At 40.3% G+C, this 17,954-nt stretch carries 15 protein-coding genes; 3 read left to right on the top strand and 12 right to left on the bottom strand.

Going from position 1 to position 17,954, the window contains the following annotated elements:
* Window positions 1-130: 130 nt before the first annotated feature.
* From FO442_RS13130 to FO442_RS13105, 6 genes are all read right to left on the bottom strand, one after another.
* Window positions 131-1,555 (bottom strand): vWA domain-containing protein, encoded by a 1,425-nt coding sequence (locus tag FO442_RS13130; RefSeq protein WP_144333658.1) that lies wholly within the window; start codon window positions 1,553-1,555, stop codon window positions 131-133.
* A gap of 348 nt (window positions 1,556-1,903) precedes the next feature.
* The gene (locus FO442_RS13125) at window positions 1,904-2,746 is read right to left on the bottom strand and encodes a DUF2911 domain-containing protein (protein ID WP_144333657.1); all 843 of its coding nucleotides are present in this window, start codon (window positions 2,744-2,746) and stop codon (window positions 1,904-1,906) included.
* A 40-nt stretch (window positions 2,747-2,786) separates the two neighbouring features.
* Complete coding sequence (locus tag FO442_RS13120) at window positions 2,787-3,440, bottom strand: inorganic pyrophosphatase (RefSeq protein WP_222102001.1); 654 nt, start codon at window positions 3,438-3,440, stop codon at window positions 2,787-2,789.
* Between the two features lie 101 nt (window positions 3,441-3,541).
* Window positions 3,542-4,657: a mechanosensitive ion channel family protein gene (locus FO442_RS13115; protein ID WP_144333655.1), complete on the bottom strand. Its 1,116-nt coding sequence runs from the start codon at window positions 4,655-4,657 to the stop codon at window positions 3,542-3,544.
* Between the two features lie 2 nt (window positions 4,658-4,659).
* On the bottom strand, window positions 4,660-6,645 hold the full coding sequence (gene dnaG, locus FO442_RS13110; protein WP_144333654.1) for a DNA primase: 1,986 nt from the start codon (window positions 6,643-6,645) through the stop codon (window positions 4,660-4,662).
* 104 nt (window positions 6,646-6,749) lie between these two features.
* On the bottom strand, window positions 6,750-7,169 hold the full coding sequence (locus FO442_RS13105; RefSeq protein ID WP_144333653.1) for a toxin-antitoxin system YwqK family antitoxin: 420 nt from the start codon (window positions 7,167-7,169) through the stop codon (window positions 6,750-6,752).
* Between the two features lie 134 nt (window positions 7,170-7,303).
* Here FO442_RS13105 and FO442_RS13100 point away from each other — a divergent pair, with 134 nt between their 5' ends.
* Window positions 7,304-7,612 (top strand): hypothetical protein, encoded by a 309-nt coding sequence (locus tag FO442_RS13100; protein ID WP_144333652.1) that lies wholly within the window; start codon window positions 7,304-7,306, stop codon window positions 7,610-7,612.
* Between the two features lie 77 nt (window positions 7,613-7,689).
* Here the strand turns inward: FO442_RS13100 and FO442_RS13095 are convergent, their stop codons facing one another.
* The 6 genes from FO442_RS13095 to FO442_RS13070 all read right to left on the bottom strand — a co-directional run bounded on the left by FO442_RS13095 (window position 7,690) and on the right by FO442_RS13070 (window position 15,702).
* Window positions 7,690-8,658 carry a polyprenyl synthetase family protein gene (locus tag FO442_RS13095; RefSeq protein WP_144333651.1) on the bottom strand — a complete coding sequence of 323 codons (969 nt, stop codon included), beginning with the start codon at window positions 8,656-8,658 and terminating at the stop codon, window positions 7,690-7,692.
* Window positions 8,659-8,752: 94 nt separating this feature from the next.
* The gene (locus FO442_RS13090; protein WP_144333650.1) at window positions 8,753-10,309 is read right to left on the bottom strand and encodes a T9SS type A sorting domain-containing protein; all 1,557 of its coding nucleotides are present in this window, start codon (window positions 10,307-10,309) and stop codon (window positions 8,753-8,755) included.
* 92 nt (window positions 10,310-10,401) lie between these two features.
* Complete coding sequence (locus tag FO442_RS13085) at window positions 10,402-12,027, bottom strand: hypothetical protein (protein ID WP_144333649.1); 1,626 nt, start codon at window positions 12,025-12,027, stop codon at window positions 10,402-10,404.
* A 138-nt stretch (window positions 12,028-12,165) separates the two neighbouring features.
* Complete coding sequence (locus tag FO442_RS13080) at window positions 12,166-12,375, bottom strand: response regulator transcription factor (protein ID WP_144333648.1); 210 nt, start codon at window positions 12,373-12,375, stop codon at window positions 12,166-12,168.
* Between the two features lie 274 nt (window positions 12,376-12,649).
* The gene (rlmN, locus tag FO442_RS13075; protein WP_144333647.1) at window positions 12,650-13,729 is read right to left on the bottom strand and encodes a dual-specificity RNA methyltransferase RlmN; all 1,080 of its coding nucleotides are present in this window, start codon (window positions 13,727-13,729) and stop codon (window positions 12,650-12,652) included.
* Between the two features lie 95 nt (window positions 13,730-13,824).
* A complete protein-coding gene (locus tag FO442_RS13070; protein ID WP_144333646.1) occupies window positions 13,825-15,702 on the bottom strand; it encodes an LTA synthase family protein in 1,878 nt (625 codons plus the stop codon).
* A gap of 233 nt (window positions 15,703-15,935) precedes the next feature.
* Here FO442_RS13070 and FO442_RS13065 point away from each other — a divergent pair, with 233 nt between their 5' ends.
* Window positions 15,936-16,613, top strand: a complete 678-nt coding sequence (locus FO442_RS13065) for a response regulator transcription factor (protein WP_144333645.1) — start codon at window positions 15,936-15,938, stop codon at window positions 16,611-16,613.
* A complete protein-coding gene (locus tag FO442_RS13060) occupies window positions 16,610-17,881 on the top strand; it encodes a sensor histidine kinase (protein WP_222101997.1) in 1,272 nt (423 codons plus the stop codon). Before FO442_RS13065 ends, FO442_RS13060 begins: the two co-directional genes overlap by 4 nt.
* The last annotated feature ends 73 nt before the right edge of the window (window positions 17,882-17,954 follow it).

The following is a 17,954-nucleotide window of genomic DNA, read 5'->3' as shown; positions in this document are numbered from 1 at the left end:
TTTAAAAACCGGTACAAATCTAAAAATAGAATCGAACTAATTGAAAATGTGGAATGGAGAATTGAAAAGTATTTACTTTTTATGATTGTGAGTTGACGAGTCCCTCTTTTCAATTTTAAATTCTCACTTTTCAATTCTTTTTGGCACCCTTAAACGATGCAATCCGTATTTCCTGCGTCAGGTTGGAATGAGCGTCAGCCAGTTTCTGGATCGGAACAAACCGTCCGTTACCAAAATGTGCTGCTTCTTCCATTAAATGCGCGTCCTTTTCTCGGGTTTGAATTCCTACGACCGAGAATACAATGCCGTCTTTTGCATATTTCTGAACAGTTTTCTGATAATCTTCCGAATCCTTATTGAAAGCACCGTCCGTAATAATGATCACCATATTGGCTTTGTTCGGATCGTAGCTTTTCATCACTTCTTTGTATCCCAGTTTGATTCCTTTTCCTCCGGCGGTCATCCCAATAGGTTTCAGGTTTGAAATAGATTTCTGTAATTCTTCCTTGTGATCTCCGGAAGTGGAAGACTGGAAGACTTCGGCAGAATTGGCATAAGTCACTAATCCCATTTTATCCTGAGGTCGCAATTTACTGACCAATTGATTCAGCGAATATTTCATCAGGTCCATTTTTTCACCCATTTTCATGGAGCTTGAAATATCCAGAACGAAAACCACATTGACATCCTTGAAATACGATGGATCAAAGTTTTCTGCAGGAATAGCAACCAATTCCGGCATGACCTTTTGGGTCGTAGTGTCAATACTTTCATTGGTCATCTGTTCGTTTAGCTTTTCCTGTGCTTCCTTTGGAGGCAGTTGTTGTGCGATCTCTTGTGGTTCGGGAATTGGTTCCTTGGTTGGGACCGGTGGATCATAAGCTGGATTTTGGGATAGAGGGATGGTGATTTCAGAAATCTCCGGTCCGACATAAATTCCCGCTTCTTTGGTCAGATAACCTTCCTTGCTTACTACGAAATAAAAGAATCCGGGAGGCAATTTTTCTGAAAATTTTCCCAATCTTCCGGTGATCCATGTTCCGCTTGGCTGTCCGTTGTGAATAATACTTACAGTAGATTTTGAAAGAGGCTCTTTTGTGGCTTTATTGATCGTGATAATAGTTAATTCACTGGGAGAGTTCGGTCCTGCAGGAATTGCATTAAAATCGGGGCATTTAGTCAGATAATTATCATCTGGGAGTTCTTCCGTAACCGTTCCTGTCAAACGATAAATCACCGGGTTTACCTGATCACTCATATACAATTTCAAGACATAGTTGAAATCCCCTTTTTGCGAAGGGTTTACCTGAATGCGAAGCTGAACGGTTGAAAGCGGTTGAATCAGATCAGAAGTCAAGCGATAAGTTACTTCCGGACTGTGCTCAACCCGCAATATATATACTTTATCGTCGCCCGGATTTCCGATGTTCAGATCAATGTAGCGTTTGGATTGTTTATCAATAGCCCCGTAATCCAGGTAATCTTCCGAATTGGATTGCTGGCCGTGAAGAAATCCACAAGATAATACGACGTAAACAATTGCTAAAATTCTCATATCCGATTGCAGAGTCTAAAATACAATTATTTCCTCTTTACAAGAAGAGTGCCTGTTTTGTATTAGAAGTAATTTCATGTAAAATGTTACAGAAGGTATATATGATCTAGCAACCCTGGCGAGTTATTGAGTAATTTGTTGCAAATCTGTTCGTTCGGTTATGAGAACTATTTTGTCGAATACGGTTAATTTCTTTTGTTAGCATGTTTGCTAACATACTAACGGTTTTAAGCATAATTGATTTTTTCAGGATGTTGATGGTATGTTGTAAGTAAGTTTACTAACTTGCTAAATCACAAAAAAGCGAATCCACTCCCGCAGATCCGCCTTTTCCAACATTTTTTTGACTTATTTACCCCATTCTTTCAACGAATCAGTAAACATTTTGGTATAGTTGTCGTATTTCGTTTTTTCGGACAAAGCCAATCCTTTTTTCGCAGATTCAATAGCACCTTTTTTGTCTCCCAATTCTGCCTGGATCAATGATTTGGTGCGCAGGATCCAGAAAGCCTCCGGGTTCATATCAGAAGCTTTTGTTGCCCATTCCAATGCTTGTTTCAAATCTTTCTTGTTCTCCAGGTAATAATTTGCAGCACCGAAATAATCATTTGCAGAAGGTCCTGCCATCGTTTTGTTGATGTTAGCCATTACTTTCGCATCTGTCGGAACTGTAAACGGGAAAGAAACTGCTGTTTGATCCCATTTCAATGTTAAAGTACCGCCGTTTACAGATTGCAACCCGTCTATTGAAATGGTAAATGTTTCTAACACATCTTTTGATACAACAGGTTTTGCGGAGACTTTTAATGCCACTTTCTTGTCATCCCAACTTTCAGGTGTTCCCCAGTTTGTTGCGTCCGTATAGAAAATCAAATCCCAGGATTCTTTTGTCGGTTTTGTGTAAATGGCATACGTACCAGGCTTCAGTGTATCTTTTCCAAAGATAACGGCGTCTGAGTTTGTGAACTTCGTGTTTTCGTTTGCACCGGTTCTCCAAACTTCTCCGAATGGAACAACATCACCGAAGATCACCCGGTTTTTCTTACTTGGACGGGAATATTCAATGCTTAGGTTTGTAAGTCCTACAGTTTGCTCCATTTTGCACATGGGGCTCGGTTGAGGTGCTAATTGAGCCATTGATAAAGTACTAAAGCCAATTGCTAAAAGTACAGTTGTAAAAACCTGTTTCATAGACTGTTATTTTAAAAGTGTTTGATAAAAAAGTGAGTTTTTAACCCAACAGTTTCTCTAAAGCGGAAGCAAGATTTGCATCTGCATTCCCAAATTTATTGTTGTAATCGTTATGCGATCTTTTGATGACCTCGAATGCTTCTTCTTTGCCGTAAACATGCGTGATCTCTACATTTTTAGCACCTCCGTCCAAATCTTTGTAGGTCAGGAAGAAATGACGCACTCGGTCAATCACCATTTTCGGCATTTCCGAAATGTCTTCGATTGCTCCATACGCTTGGTCGCCTTTCAAAACAGCAATGATCTTATCATCAGCTTCCCCGCCATCCAGCATGCGGAAACCTCCGATGACTTTTGCATCACACAAGATGTTCCCGTGATTGAAAGAACGCTCGGAAAGCACACAAATATCCAATGGATCACCATCTCCCACGATATCCGTTCTTCCGGTTTTTTCATTAGAAAATGCAGCTACTTCCTTATCGCAATAAGTTTGCGGAACAAATCCGTACAAACAAGGCATGTGGTTCGATAATTTTTGAGGTCTGTCGACCATAATATAACCCGACGGCTTGTGAATCTCGTATTTGATTGAATCTGCCGGGATGATTTCGATAAAGGCATTTACGATTGCCGGTTGCTTTTCACCAATCTCAATCCCATGCCAAGGATGCGAAGTAAAACGCTTACTCATCGCATCAATAACTGCTTTAATTTCTGCTTTCATAGGGTGCAAATATAGGAAACAAGAAAGACATAAGACTATAGACATAAGACTCAAGACTAAATTTGTCTTTAGTCTTTCATTTCACCGGAAGATTGTATAATCCGCATATCCCTTTGCGGGTAAGGAATTGAAATTTTGTAATGACGGAATAGCCGGTCAATCTCAAAACGGATCTCGGATTTATACACATTGATATCCCAGCTTTGATCCGCCCAGAACATAACTTCCATTTGAAGACCGTTTTCCCCGAAATCATTCAGGCGCACATCAACGCCTTTTGTTTTGTGTACTTTCGGATGACTCAGCACCGCCTGTTTCAGGAGCTCACTTACTAAATGCGTATCACTTCCATAAGCAACAGTTACCGGAAGCCGGAAACGGGAGAGTGTACTTCCATGGCTCCAGTTCTCAATGTATTCCTGGGTTAGTTTCGTGTTGGGAACGATGAGGACATTGCCATCCCGTGTTTCGATCTGGGTCGTACGCACATTGATCCGGATAATCTTTGCCACAATGGCTTCAGAGGACTTTCCATCATTGAATTCCACTACGTCTCCAACCCGGATACTTCCTTCAAAAAGTAAGACGAAACCGGAGAACATGTCTTTGAAAACATCCTGTAATCCAAGACCCAATCCGACCAATAAAGCAGCCGAACCTCCCAGGAATAATGTTGCATCCACGTCCAAGGCAACCAGAATGCAGAAGAACGCCAGGACATTGATCACGTATTTAGCTACTTGCGTATAGACATATTCTGTCCCGATCTCCGACATTTTATGCCGTTTAAACCGGCGTTGAATGAACAAACGAATCACGTTTAGCACGACTCGTGCCCCGAAAATAATTAAAATGACATAAATGACATTTTCAAAGCTTACTTTGATCCTGGGAGTATCAATAAAGTGATTATCGAGGAATTCTTTGAAAGTCACTCCTTCGTTGTTGATATTGAAACACTTCACGGAAACATAAGCAGCCAATGCAAATCCGCTTTGGCTTAAGAGCTTTAGCCAGGTTGCTTTTCGTCCTTCCAGATGAATATTTGCGGAAGTCAGGTAATGCTTTACCGAACGGTAAATGATTTTTTTTGCGACGTATGCCAAAAAGAACGAAATCGCAATAATGAGGATGTTCAAATAACAAACCTTGATCAAACCAAGCGTGAATTGGGTTTCTAACATGCTTAGTGAATAATGGTTTGGTTCAACTTACCTGCGATAGACATCTTAACGCGTTCCAAAACGATTTGCTCGGACAGTAAGTCCTGGAATTGCTCTTCCGTAATAGTATCGGCAAGCTCATTCAGTTCTTTTTGAATTTGCTCTATACGCTGCATGACCCGCAGCTTCTTGAAAGCATAAATAGCGTTCATGACCGTGCTTTTCAGCTTGTCAATTTCGCGGTTGGTATCCACGCTATATTTTAAGAGCCACTGCGGACTCAATTCATATTGTTCGGTTTCAATTTCAGTAATTAACTGCACAATTTCCGGATTTTCATGTCTTAACCAAAATGAAACTTTAAAGAGTGTTTTGGATGCCAAACCATCAACAATTTGCTGATAAATTTCCTGGAAGAGAGGGAACTGGAAAGTTAATTCGTCTTTTGCCAGTTCGTGGTTGATCAATTCTGCGACACTGACTTCCACCGTATGAGCTAATCCATGTTCATCGATGTGTTCGGTAGTGATAGCAAAAACACCGTATTTTATCAATACCCGGATTAATTCATACTCTTCGCGGGCGTAAGGTAACTTAACTTCCGTAGCTGTGATTTGCTGTGGAGTCGGCTCGGTAAATGTGTCTGTCAGTGAAGGATTCGACGCGATCATCGGTTCGTCTAACTCTTTCGAAATCTGGTTTTTACGCAGTTTGTTCAGCTCGTTGATGACAATGCTTTCATCAAACCCGAAAACGCGTGCAATTTCCGTAGTGAAAACCGAACGGGTAATCTGGTCCGGGATCAATGAAATGGATTGTACCACATCGCGGATAATTTGTGCTTTTTGCAGCGGGTCATTGTTTCCTTCGGCAAGCAAGAGAGAGGTTTTGAAACTCACAAAATCCTGCGTATTGGCTTTGATGAAATCCATCAATTCCGTAGTGCTTACTTTTTTGGAGTAAGAATCGGGATCATCGCCATCCGGGAAAAGGACTACTTTTACATTCATTCCTTCCTCCAAGATGAGGTCGATTCCGCGGAAAGATGCTTTGATTCCGGCAGCATCTCCATCGTAAAGGATTGTGATGTTTTGCGTATACCGCTTGATTAAGCGGATTTGTTCCTTTGTTAGGGAAGTTCCGGAAGAAGCCACCGAATTGGCAACCCCGGCCTGGTGCATTGAAATGACATCTGTGTATCCTTCACAGAGGAAACAGTTGTCGTATTTGACGATATCTCCTTTTGCGAAGTAAAGTCCATACAAGATTTCGCTCTTGTTGTAAATGATACTTTCCGGAGAATTGAAGTATTTGGCTACTTTTTTATTGTCGGTAATCAGCGTTCGTCCCCCAAATCCCAAAACCCGCCCCGAAATAGAATGGATCGGGAACATGACACGGCCACGGAAGAAATCGAAACTGCGCTCTTCCTTGGTTCTGGTCAATCCAACGGATTCAAGGTATTCCAGCTTGTATCCTTTCTTTAAGGCGGCTTTGGTGAAATCATCTCCCGAATTCAAACAGTACCCCAATTGGAATTTTTTGATGATATCTGCACGAAATCCACGTTCCTCGAAGTAGGAGAGACCGATATTCTGACCTTCAGGAATCTCATGCATGTTGTGCATGAAGTGTTCCTTGGCAAATTCATTAATGATGTATAAACTTTCGCGTTCGGTAACGGCAGCTATTTCTTCTGCTGTTTGCGGTTTATCTTCCGGGACCTGGATTCCATATTTGTCTGCCAGCCACTTAAGCGCCTCTGGATAGGAGAAGTGTTCTTTTTCCATGAGGAAACTAACCACTGTTCCACCTTTTCCGGAAGAAAAGCACTTGAAAATTTGTTTCGCTGGGGAAACCATGAATGAAGGCGATTTTTCATCCACGAACGGACTCAATCCTTTTAGGTTGGATCCTGATTTTTTTAAGTTCACAAATTCCCCGATCACCTCTTCAATGCGAGCTGTTTGCATGATTTCATCAATGATATGCGGGGGAATGCGAGACATACTATTCTATATTCTTTTTCTGCGTTGTTACTTGATTTTCATCAAAAGCTTTGCTTAAGTTTAACTGCGCTTACGCTTAATTTTCTCTAAAACAGTGCTTTCTCTTATTGGATAATTTCAGTGTTTCCATAATCCTTTTCAGAGATAAGGGATCCGTCTTCCTTGTAAAATTTCCAAAGCCCGGCTTCCTTATCCATATTGAATTCACCCGTGTAGCGCATAGCACCGCTTGGGTAACGCACAAAAATAAAACCGTGTTTTTTCCCATTCACATATTCCGTCATGGAGAGTTCGTTCCCTCTTTCATCATAGAAGAACCAACGTCCGTTTCTCTGGCTGTTCTCATCTTGAGGTCCTTTGAATTTAACGGCTTTTCTGCCCGGATAGTACTCCGTATAAATTCCATTCTTTATTTCTACCAGGTCATCAGCAGTTTCTTTTTTGGGAGCTTTTTTTTCTTCTCCGCAGCTGCTCGTGGTTAACGAAATAGAGGCAATTAAAATAAGACCAAGGATTTTTTTCATGTTGTTTTAATGTTTTGTAAAGATACTGAAAGTTGTCTAAATGCGTTACAGTTCACAACGTTGAAATCGACCGGTTGGTTGAAAATTGGATAGATGCTGTTCAATTGATTAAATTTGCAGACAAATCAATTCAGATGTTAACAATTATACCTATTTATTTATTCTGGAAATCGTATTACAACCTGTCGAAAACGTACAATCGGGCCCATTGGAGTTACGGATTGCTGGGAGGATCGATATTCCTGTTCTCGCAATTTCTTTTTGCTTTTTTAATCGGAGTAATTATAGTTACGGCAGATATCCACACGGATTTACCGGATTTTGTTTTTTCATTGACCGCAATTGTGTTTGCAGCTTCAGTGGCATATGGTGTTGAACATTTGTTGAAAAAGAAGTGGGAGCGAAATCCGAGGGATCAATCTTCTGATTTGCTGGACCAATAGGATGAATTGAAAATGAACAACAATTGAAAAGAAGAAATAAATCCAAACGTTGTCAATTTTCCATTTTCATTTTTCAATTATTTATCCCGTGTGACAGTATATTCCACCAAACCGATCAAAGCCCTTTTTGACTCCGAATCTGGAATATCCGTTAACAAATCCAGGGCTTCGGTTTTGAGTTCGATCATGCGTTTGTGGGCATATTCAATTCCTCCTGCTGCAACCACGAGTTGAATGGCACGCTGGACATATTTTTTCTTCTCGTTGTGATTTTTGACAATATTCATCAACTCTTTGCGAACAGCTTTATCACTGTGTTGTAAGGCGTAAATCAGCGGTAAGGTCATTTTGCGTTCACGAATATCGTTTCCTGTCGGTTTTCCAATGTTTCCAGGGGTTCCGTAATCGAAAATATCGTCTTTCACCTGGAACGCCAATCCCACCAGCTCACCGAATCGACGCATACGGTCTGCCATGTCTTCGCGGTCAACCGACGCCGCCGCGGACTCACAAACCGTTGCAATCAAACTGGCTGTTTTCTGGCGAATGACATCAAAGTAAACCTCCTCCGTAATATCCAGTTTTCGTGCTTTTTCAATTTGAAGTAATTCCCCTTCACTCATTTCGCGAACAGCTCGGGCTACAATCTGAAGCGCCCTCACATTGTCATTTTCCAAGGAATGAAGCAATACACGGGAAAGCATGTAATCACCAACTAGAACAGCAATTTTATTTTTCCAAAGCGCATTTACCGAAAAGAAACCACGCCGTTCGTTGGCATCGTCTACCACATCATCATGGACCAATGTTGCTGTATGCAATAGTTCTACAAGCGATGCGCTTTGATAGGTTTTTTCATTGATTTCACCCAGCATTTTTGCTGTCAGGAACAAGAACATCGGACGCATCTGCTTTCCTTTTCTCCGGATGATGTAATGTGTGATTTTATCCAGTAAGGGAACCTTTGATTTCATGCTCTCGTGGAAACGAACTTCGAATAATTTCATTTCGTTTTCGATGGGTGCTAAAATCTCCTGAACTGTCATGAATACAAATGTAGTTCAAAATTCAATCCGCGATAGCTATCGGATCAAAATTCAAAAAGTATAGTAAGCAGAGAATAGTGTCCCAGTCCTGGTTCTATAATTTTACGACTTTGTATTGGTTGTTGTTTAAACTGATGAAGTATGTTCCGGAATGCAATTCTGACAGATCTATTTGTTGCTTGTTAACAATCCCTTCCATAAGAACTTTTCCACTAATATCAAGGACCTGATAAGGGTCGTTATTCATTTCTGTCGTCTTAAATTGGATTGTGGATTCCGTAGGATTTGGATAAATGCTTTCTGTTGAAAGAATGTTGGAATTAACAGAAAGGTCTGTCTGTGCCGTAACCACCCAGAAATCATTTTGTCCATTGGTATTACATGTTTTATCGTTATTGATTCCACCATTTGAATTTCCAAAAAAGACCACTTCTCCGTTGCTTTTTCGGATCATTTCGTTTATTCCGTCGGCTCCGGATGAACCAATCGTATTTTCGTAGGCTATGTTCCAATTCTCGTCCAATACTACCAGCCAAGAATCACTGGCCCCCATGTTGTTTTCTGATTTTAAGCTGTTTGAAGCAGAACCGGTGTTGATTGGGAGCAGAATGTTCCCATTGTCCAGCTGGTAGGTATTGTAAATGTATTCATCCACATTTCCGCCAATGGTCTTATCACGAACTACATTGAAATCAGTGTCCAGTTCCACCAGCCAGACATCGTTGCTGCCATACCCGTTTTCGGTTTTCATTCCTCCGGCGGTGGATGAACTGATAAAGGTGAGTAAAAAGTTCCCATTATCCAGTTGAATAAAGGATGCCGGGTAATCAACGCTATTTCCGCCTACCACATATTGATTGATGATATTTAAAGAGGTGTCAATCTTAATAATCCAGGCATCATCTCCTCCCAGGTTAGGGATAGTCTTATTGCCAGAAACTCCAGATATAGAATTTGCTGCTAAAAATAAACCATCATTACCATATTGCAGCATGGAATAATCAGAATCATAATTACTTCCTCCATATACAGCTTGTGTTAGGATGTTGCCGTCAGGATCTAATTTTAGAACCCATACATCTGTAAAACCATAGGAGGGGACTGTTTTATTGCCAGATACTGGTGAATTAGAAGAACCGCTTACTATGATATTTCCGCTACTTAGTTCGAGTAAGTTTGATGCATTATCCACATCACTACCACCATACGTTTTGTCCCAAACAACGGTCCCGGAATTGGTCATACGCACCACCCAGTAATCATTACTACCGTGTGTAATGGATTGTTTGTTTCCGGTATTCGAGGAATTGGAAAAACCGTACACTAATAAATCCCCATTGCTGAGTTCTTTCACCCCGCTCATGTAGTCATCCAGGGTGCCGCCCATTGTTTTTTGCCACAACTCATTGTAATTCGCATCCAGGCAGACGATCCACCAATCTATTAATCCGTAACCTGCTTCCGTTTTTGTGCCGCTTAGGGGAGAACTGGAAACTCCTGCAAGAATGTAGTTTCCATTCGATAAACGAATGGTCTTTAATAATTGATCGTATCCGGAGCCTCCAAATGAATATTGCTGGCTTAGGTTCAGGTCTTGTGCAAAAGAATGAAAGCAGAAAAAAAGGAAGGTGGAATATAGAATGTGTTTCATGGTATCTTGTTGTGAGGCTAAAATATAAAATTAATATCAATCTTTAATAAAAAAGGAGTGAAGCTTTGCTTCACTCCTTTTAAGAAATCTATTTATTTGATAGTTGTTTCTGTATAAATGGATCCATCAGGGCAAATAAACTTATTGAAAAGGAGCCCGTTCGGAATATTGGTTGGAACATTTATTCTTATGGTATAAGGATCTCGACCAGTCGTTTTTTGAAGATCTAATGTTTCTTCATAGATTTTAGTCCCTTGACTATCAAAAAGCTGGTAGATCACTTTTCCTGAAAATCCGGTTTCCACTTCCATTGAATAGTTGTTTCCAGTGATTGGAACCGGGAAGAAATTCACGTTCATTAAATCTTTCAATTCGGAAATAATCGGAAGTGTTTCTTTCACTTCAAACATCAGCGGAAAATAATCTCCATTGTTGAAGACCATCCCCAATTTATAGATTCCGGGTTTCAGTGTTCCTTTGTTTATATAAACTCCCTGAGCCTGATTAAATGCCCAAACGGTTTCAAATCCGGTAAGCGGATCAATGTGTAACCTCGGGTCATTTCCAGAAGCCGCACCAGGCGTATTTCCTTCCACATCATAGACCAATTCAACCCACGAATGTGCTTGATCCCACCATTGGCCATAAGTACCGCCTTCATAAACACCAAAACAATCCTGGATACCCTGGAAATATGTTCCCGGGCTAAATTGGTTAGTTGTGGGATTTACGAGATTGGTATTATTGATTGGAAGGCAGTCCAATTCGCCCGGAGCCACGCTGGTTCCCTGCATCGCAAAACCATTACCCAGACATTTCACTTCTTCCGAACATAATATCTGGTACTCAGTACTGTTGTTTACCAGGTTCATGTACGCAGATAAATTATACTGGCTAACAGTAGCAACATCTACATTGCTCTTTACGGAACCCAAAGCAGGTCTATATTGACTTAAGTTTTTAGCAACCATTCTGTAGGGGCCGTTAATCCATTGGTTAGAAGGGTTCATAACCGCAGTTCCGGATGGTAAATCCTGGGGGTAAAGAATAGGAGATACTAGTAAAGGATCAGGAGTAGTGTTGGGATTTAAATAACTCTGATACATAATAGGAGTCCAAGAATAATTAATGGCGAAATGATTTTGAAGATTGTTAATTTCAACACATGCATAGAACGGAACAAAAACTGAACCTTGCTGGTATCTTGATGCCGGAGCCATAAAAACTGAACCTCCCCCGGTACCGTTTGGATTTTGAGGAGTTGTTAACTCATTGATAGATAAGTCGTAAGCATAAGCACGCCCGGCTGATTGACCGTCACAAGATACACCCGCTCTTCTGACAAAGGTTTGCGGAGTTCCGTTAAAAGCACTGAAAGTTCCTGTAGAAACCAATTGATCGAAATTATGCTTCGTACCATTGGATTCGGAGCCCGAAACTGAAAAATAGATATCACGCGTTATGTCACCACCTATACCATCCGGCATGCCAAGATAGTCTTTTCCACATACTCGTTCGGATTTAAGTGGAACATATGCGACTGCATTATTTTGGAATTTTCTCTCAAAGAAGTCAATTTGCCAACAATCTATGTTGTTGTTAACGTCCTTTAGGATAATGTAACCATGTGTGTTTTTGGGAATAGCTTTGACAGCACTTTGAGCCATTATTTTGGGAGCAAATCCCAAGACAATTGCCGTGAAAATAATTTTTTTCATATTCATTTAGATGATTTCGCAGAAAGCGAAGGGTTAATAAAATTGTTGACTTCGAAGTGAAACAAAACTAGATGTTCATTTTCTAAAAAGAAAACTTTTGTCTTGCGGAAATTACTTAACGATTAAAATAACATGAATTTATCCGTTTAACTCAATAAATCCGGAGGAAATAGCGTATAGTATGATTCCAATAGACGATTTGACGCCAAAGCGTTTCATCAATCTTCTTTTATGACTTTCCACCGTTTTTGGCTCCAGATTTAGTAAAACAGCAATTTCTTTAGCGCTTTTTTCCTCCATCATCAGAGAGATAATTTGAAGCTCGCGTTTTGTGATAGTGTTGATCATTGACTGGTTATGTTTAAGTGAGAATAAATAGGTCGTTAATGATCAGGATGCAATTCCTGACATTGATTACTATGTGGGTGACTGGAACGAAATTAGAAGTATAACGGATCGATTGAGAGAATTTTAAGTTTTTTTTACAAAAAACTTGATTTGCCAATAATTGATAATAAAAAACTGTGTCGAATTCTGTCTAGGAAGTTGAAAACCTTTTTTGAAAAGTTTAATGGAGTCTATTTAAATTTCAGTTTAATCTTGACTCCGTAAGTCTTTACTCTTAATGAGCTTTCAAAACCCGCTTATCAATCATCTTATTCTTATTGGCCAATTGACCACATGCGGCATCGATGTCTTTTCCGCGGCTGCGGCGAACGTTTACGATGAGGTTGCATTTTTCTTCCAGGAAACGGGCGAAGTCATCTACTTTTTGCCGGTCTGCCTGGCGGTATTCTCCATCGTCAATCGGATTGTACTCAATGATATTGATCTTGCAGGGGACTACTTTGGCGAAATCAGCTAATTCCCGGGCGTCTTCCAGGCCATCGTTGAAGTCTTTGAAAATGATGTATTCGAAGGTAACACGAGAACCGGTTTTTTCATGGAAATAAAGCAATGCCTCGGAGAGCGCTTCCAGGTTGTTGGTGTCATTGATGTCCATGATTTTGGAACGCTTCACATCATTCGCGGCATGCAGTGAAAGTGCCAGGTTGAATTTTACCTGGTCGTCTCCCAATTTTTTGATCATTTTGGCGATCCCGGCCGTAGAAACTGTAATGCGCTTTGGCGACATTCCCAATCCATTCTCATCGGTAAGGATCTCTGTGCTGCGAACCACGTTTTTGTAATTCAGCAACGGTTCTCCCATTCCCATGTAAACGATATTGGAAAGATTGGTGTTGTATTTATCGGTTGCTAAATTCTTCAAATAAACCACCTGGTCCACGATTTCGCCTGCACTTAGGTTACGCATCATTTTCAGTCGGCCGGTAGCACAAAACGCGCAGGATAAACTGCATCCGACCTGCGACGAAATACATGCTGTCATGCGATTCGTGGTCGGAATCAAAACGCCTTCAATGACCTGCGACTGTCCTTCAATACCAAAAGCACATTTGATTGTTTTATCAGTAGAAACCTGTTGGTCTTCCACGGTAATTCCATCGAAATAAAAGTTCTCCTGTAATTTTTCCTGCAGGCTTTTCCCAATGTTTGCCATGGCAGAGAAATCATGCACATTTTTCTTCCAGATCCAATCGTAAACCTGTTTTGCACGGAATGCAGGTTCCCCGAACGCAATGATTGCTGCCTTCAGTTCTTCCGGGTTTAAATTTCGAATATTAATCAATTTGGATGACATGCCTTACTTCAAAATAGGATGTGATGATACTTGGGTTCCATCGCCGGCGCAAAGATACGGTACTTTTCGCGTACAATCCTAGAAAATTCAGGAACTTACAATTTTTTATAATCTTCGTAAAGCGTATTCAGGAAATAAGAGCAGTTTTTCTCCGCACGTTTGAAGTCCTTCGGATCAGTAAATGTATTGTCACCGACAATTTTTTGCTCCATGTAATAGGTGAAATTTCCTTTATCGGTTCCCCAGCCGTATCCGCGGATAATTGCATGGAACGCAAATTGCGGAACTTTCGGGTTCATCAGGTCTTTACTGTATGGATAACGGGCCGGTTTTCCTTTCATCTGGTAAATCAGCGTTGCAGCAATATCTGCTTGAGAACCCACCACATTCATACGTTTTCCCCGATAGGACTTCTTGATCGGTTCACCATAAAACAATAGAGGAACATGATAGAATTTCCCCCTTCCCGGATCTACCATTCCGGGAGAAGCGTGTCCGTGATCTGCAACAAAAACAAACAAGGTATTTTTATACCAGGGATATTTCTTACAGTTTCGGATGAATTCACCCAGGCACTCATCGGCATAAACCAGTGAGTTCATGAAATCTGCTTCTTCTCCGTTAAAATGTTTCCCTTTTCCAGAGGCCGCTGGTTGGTCATACGGAGCATGCGTACTTCCCGTAAATGCGCATTGCAGGAAGGGTTTTTTGTTCTTGTTGATCTCCCGGATTAAGAATTTATACAAGTCTCGATCGTAGAAATTGAGTTTCCCACGTGGTAAATCCGATGGAAAATCCGATTCATCCTTTACAACATCAAATCCATGGTCCATGAAGTAGCCGCCGATGTTTCCGTATTTCAGATCACCGCTAAAAATATAGGAACTGTGATATCCCCAGGCTTCCATGTCTTCATTCAAACAATGTAATTTCCGGTGTTTTTCCGGCTGCATGGAAATGGAAACTTCCGGTAAGGTGTAATGCCCGCTGAAAATACTCGAGTTCCCAATTTCGGAAGTGGTTCCGGTGGCGTAAATATTCGTAAAGAGTACTCCTTTTTTTGTGAGTTTATCGAAATTTGGTGTAGCACCTTTATTTGGTCCCAGGCTGCCGATCGCTTCTGCCGACCATCCTTCCAGGACAATGAATACCACGTTCGGACGGTTGTTTTTCAAAAAGTAATTCGTATGTTTTTTCGGATAACTGTACCATTTTTCAACTTCCTGCCGGGCTACCTTTTTATCTACTTTCGGAATGAATGCATCAATTTCCGAACGATTGTAAAGCAGGTAGCTCTTCCCGAAGAAATAAAGCGAATTAATGGAAATATCATTGACGACTGCCTTGTTGGAATAACTTGCCGCATTAATGTTTAGAGGAACAGGTTGAAAACCTCCGCGAAGGGACATAAAGAAAAGGAACAGTGTAATTACGTAGGTAAGCGGTAATGCCAGCCATTCGAACCAATGCCTGATATTTGCTTTTTCAATCGGCCTTTTTTTGAAGAATTTCCTGGAAAGGAAAATGTAAATCACCAGTTGGATCAAGGCATACAAGACATACCAAAAGATCATGGAATAATTGGCTGTTCTTGCCACTTCATCGGGATGCGACAAGTGCATGAATACCCGGGATGTGAGTTTATGGTTCCATTCACCGTATGCTACAATTTCACCCGCCTGAACCAATACCAGGAAAAGAATGGAAGCAATTAAGGTTATGCGAAATAAACGTCCCCACCATTTCCAGTCCGTATAATATTGGAATAATCTGAATAGGAAAGGAATCGCGGAAAGTCCGGCTGCCGTGGCAAGGTCCAATCGGAATGAATAGACAAATGCCAGGAACCATTCACCTAAACCAGCCTCTTTTAACTTTCCGAAATGGTGGATTGTAAACAGGATCCGATGAATGTCAAAACAAACGATCCAGAACAGAAGAAGTTTAAGGGCATCACGAAAGGGACGAAGCATGTGATTTTGAAATGAAGTACAAATTTAGATGATATTTTTAATGTGTGAGTGTTTAGCGTAAATTTAGAGTCAAGACCAAAGAATTGATAATGGAAAATTGAAAAGTCCAGGACTATATAAAGTCTTATTAATTGTCCGTTTTAAATTTTCAATGAGTCTTGACTCTGGAAGTCTTGGCTCATGACTCCATCATATTCCAGATTTTTTTCAGATTTTTAAAGGAACTTTGAACAATGAAGGTATTAGTTGTAGAAGACGAACCGGCAATGCTCGAATCAATCGAACGTGCCTTGAAGCAGGAAAACGCTGTTGTGGAAACTGCAATGAACTTAAATGATGCCCTGGATAAAGCTTTGATTTATGAATATGATTGCATTTTGCTCGACATTAATCTGCCCGATGGGAGCGGTTTGGAAATCCTCCAGGAACTAAAGAACCAGAATAAATCAGACGGAGTCTTGATTCTTTCTGCAAGGAATTCACTGGACGATAAGTTGAAAGGATTGAATTTGGGTGCTGATGATTACTTGACAAAACCTTTTCATTTTTCAGAATTAATTGCCCGCATCCGTTCCATTGTCCGGAGGAAAAAATTCGATGGGAATGCTCTGCTGGAAATTGGAAATATTCAGGTCGATGCCACAAATCAGTCAATTACGATCCACAATGAAGCTGTAACACTCAATCGAAAAGAATTTGCGATTTTAATGTATTTGATTTCAAATAAAGGAAGATTGGTATCGAAAACTGCTTTGGCGGAACATGTTTGGGGAGATCATATTGACGAGTCGGATAATTTTGAGTTTATCTATTCGCAGATCAAGAATTTGAGAAAAAAAATGAACGACCTGGATTCCGGAATTGAAATTCAATCCATTTACGGAGTCGGTTATAAATTGATGGAATCGTGAAATTAATTCAGCGTACGATTGTCTTTATGTCACTTGCATTGCTCATTGCACTGTCTGCTTGGGCTTTCATTTTTTATGTGAACATGATTGATGAGGTGCATGACAGTATTGATGATGGTTTGGACAATTCCAAACTCCTGATCATTCACGAAGCGAACCAGGATTCGACTGTTTTATATAAAACCAGTTTTGATGAGGGAAATTATGCGATCCGTAAAATGCCTGCTGATCATGCATTGAAACACTACGATCAGTATAAGGATACGCTGATGTACATGGAAAATGAACATGATCTGGAACCCGTACGTTTATTGACCACTGTTTTTGAAGCAAAGGAAAATCAGTTTTATGAACTGAAGGTTATTTCTTCCATGGTGGAGGAAGATGATTTGATTGAAGATTTGTTTTATTCTTTGCTATGGCTTTACCTCATTTTGATGGTGACCATTTTGGTGATTAATGCGCTTGTTTTGCGCAGTATGTGGAAGCCTTTTTTCACTTATTTGAATCGTTTGAGCCAGTTTAAACTGGAAAAAAACGAGAAAGTCCAACCCATTCAATCAAAAACTGCTGAATTTCAATTACTGAATAAAGTGGTGACAGAAGTACTGGAAAGTAACATTCGTTCATTCCATAACCAGAAACAATTAATCGAGAATGCTTCTCACGAACTTCAAACACCTTTGGCCATTGCATTGAATAAGTTGCAATTATTGGCTGAAAACAAGGAACTATCGGAAGAAATCGTTAAAGAGATCTTTCAAACGATTGAAACCCTGGAACGATTGACACGTCTGAATAAATCACTTTTATTGCTTTCAAAAATTGAGAACAAACAATTCAGGGATGAAGAACTGGTTTGTTTTAATGAATTGATTCAAAACATATTGAATGAATTTCAGGATCAGATTGAATTCAAAGAATTGGAGCTGGATCTTGCTTTCGAAGGAGAATTAAAGGCACAGATAAATCCGGAACTTGCCAGGATACTAATTACCAATCTGATTAAGAATGCAATCCGGCATAATTTCAAAAAAGGTAAGATCGGAATTTTGCTGACTGATTCTTCGTTGCAAATTTCGAATTCAGGTACCGATAAACCATTGGATCCGGCTAAAGTTTTTCAGCGTTTTCATAAGGAATCCAATGATCAGTCTTCGACCGGTTTAGGTTTGGCAATTGTGAAATCGATAGTGGACCTTTCGGGTTATCGAATTTCGTATAACTATGCACTGGGAATTCACCAGTTTATGATCAACTTCAATTGAAAATGTACAATGTAAAATTGAAAAGGAGAGAGTCTTCTCCAATTGATCAATAAATGTACTATTGCCAAAATCT

Origin of the sequence: Fluviicola chungangensis (assembly GCF_007558725.1) — a bacterium.
In the GTDB taxonomy this organism is placed as follows: domain Bacteria; phylum Bacteroidota; class Bacteroidia; order Flavobacteriales_D; family Crocinitomicaceae; genus Fluviicola; species Fluviicola chungangensis.
Note: the sequence above shows the minus strand (reverse complement) of the source record. Positions and strands in the feature narration are given on the sequence as shown.

What these genes read in the sequence shown, in the direction of transcription:
- FO442_RS13130 (WP_144333658.1), bottom strand. Translation starts at nt 1,555, where the DNA reads ATGAGAATTTTAGCAATTGTTTACGTCGTATTATCTTGTGGATTTCTT.
- FO442_RS13125 (WP_144333657.1), bottom strand. Translation starts at nt 2,746, where the DNA reads ATGAAACAGGTTTTTACAACTGTACTTTTAGCAATTGGCTTTAGTACT.
- FO442_RS13120 (WP_222102001.1), bottom strand. Translation starts at nt 3,440, where the DNA reads ATGAGTAAGCGTTTTACTTCGCATCCTTGGCATGGGATTGAGATTGGT.
- FO442_RS13115 (WP_144333655.1), bottom strand. Translation starts at nt 4,657, where the DNA reads ATGTTAGAAACCCAATTCACGCTTGGTTTGATCAAGGTTTGTTATTTG.
- dnaG (WP_144333654.1), bottom strand. Translation starts at nt 6,645, where the DNA reads ATGTCTCGCATTCCCCCGCATATCATTGATGAAATCATGCAAACAGCT.
- FO442_RS13105 (WP_144333653.1), bottom strand. Translation starts at nt 7,169, where the DNA reads ATGAAAAAAATCCTTGGTCTTATTTTAATTGCCTCTATTTCGTTAACC.
- FO442_RS13100 (WP_144333652.1), top strand. Translation starts at nt 7,304, where the DNA reads ATGTTAACAATTATACCTATTTATTTATTCTGGAAATCGTATTACAAC.
- FO442_RS13095 (WP_144333651.1), bottom strand. Translation starts at nt 8,658, where the DNA reads ATGACAGTTCAGGAGATTTTAGCACCCATCGAAAACGAAATGAAATTA.
- FO442_RS13090 (WP_144333650.1), bottom strand. Translation starts at nt 10,309, where the DNA reads ATGAAACACATTCTATATTCCACCTTCCTTTTTTTCTGCTTTCATTCT.
- FO442_RS13085 (WP_144333649.1), bottom strand. Translation starts at nt 12,027, where the DNA reads ATGAAAAAAATTATTTTCACGGCAATTGTCTTGGGATTTGCTCCCAAA.
- FO442_RS13080 (WP_144333648.1), bottom strand. Translation starts at nt 12,375, where the DNA reads ATGATCAACACTATCACAAAACGCGAGCTTCAAATTATCTCTCTGATG.
- rlmN (WP_144333647.1), bottom strand. Translation starts at nt 13,729, where the DNA reads ATGTCATCCAAATTGATTAATATTCGAAATTTAAACCCGGAAGAACTG.
- FO442_RS13070 (WP_144333646.1), bottom strand. Translation starts at nt 15,702, where the DNA reads ATGCTTCGTCCCTTTCGTGATGCCCTTAAACTTCTTCTGTTCTGGATC.
- FO442_RS13065 (WP_144333645.1), top strand. Translation starts at nt 15,936, where the DNA reads ATGAAGGTATTAGTTGTAGAAGACGAACCGGCAATGCTCGAATCAATC.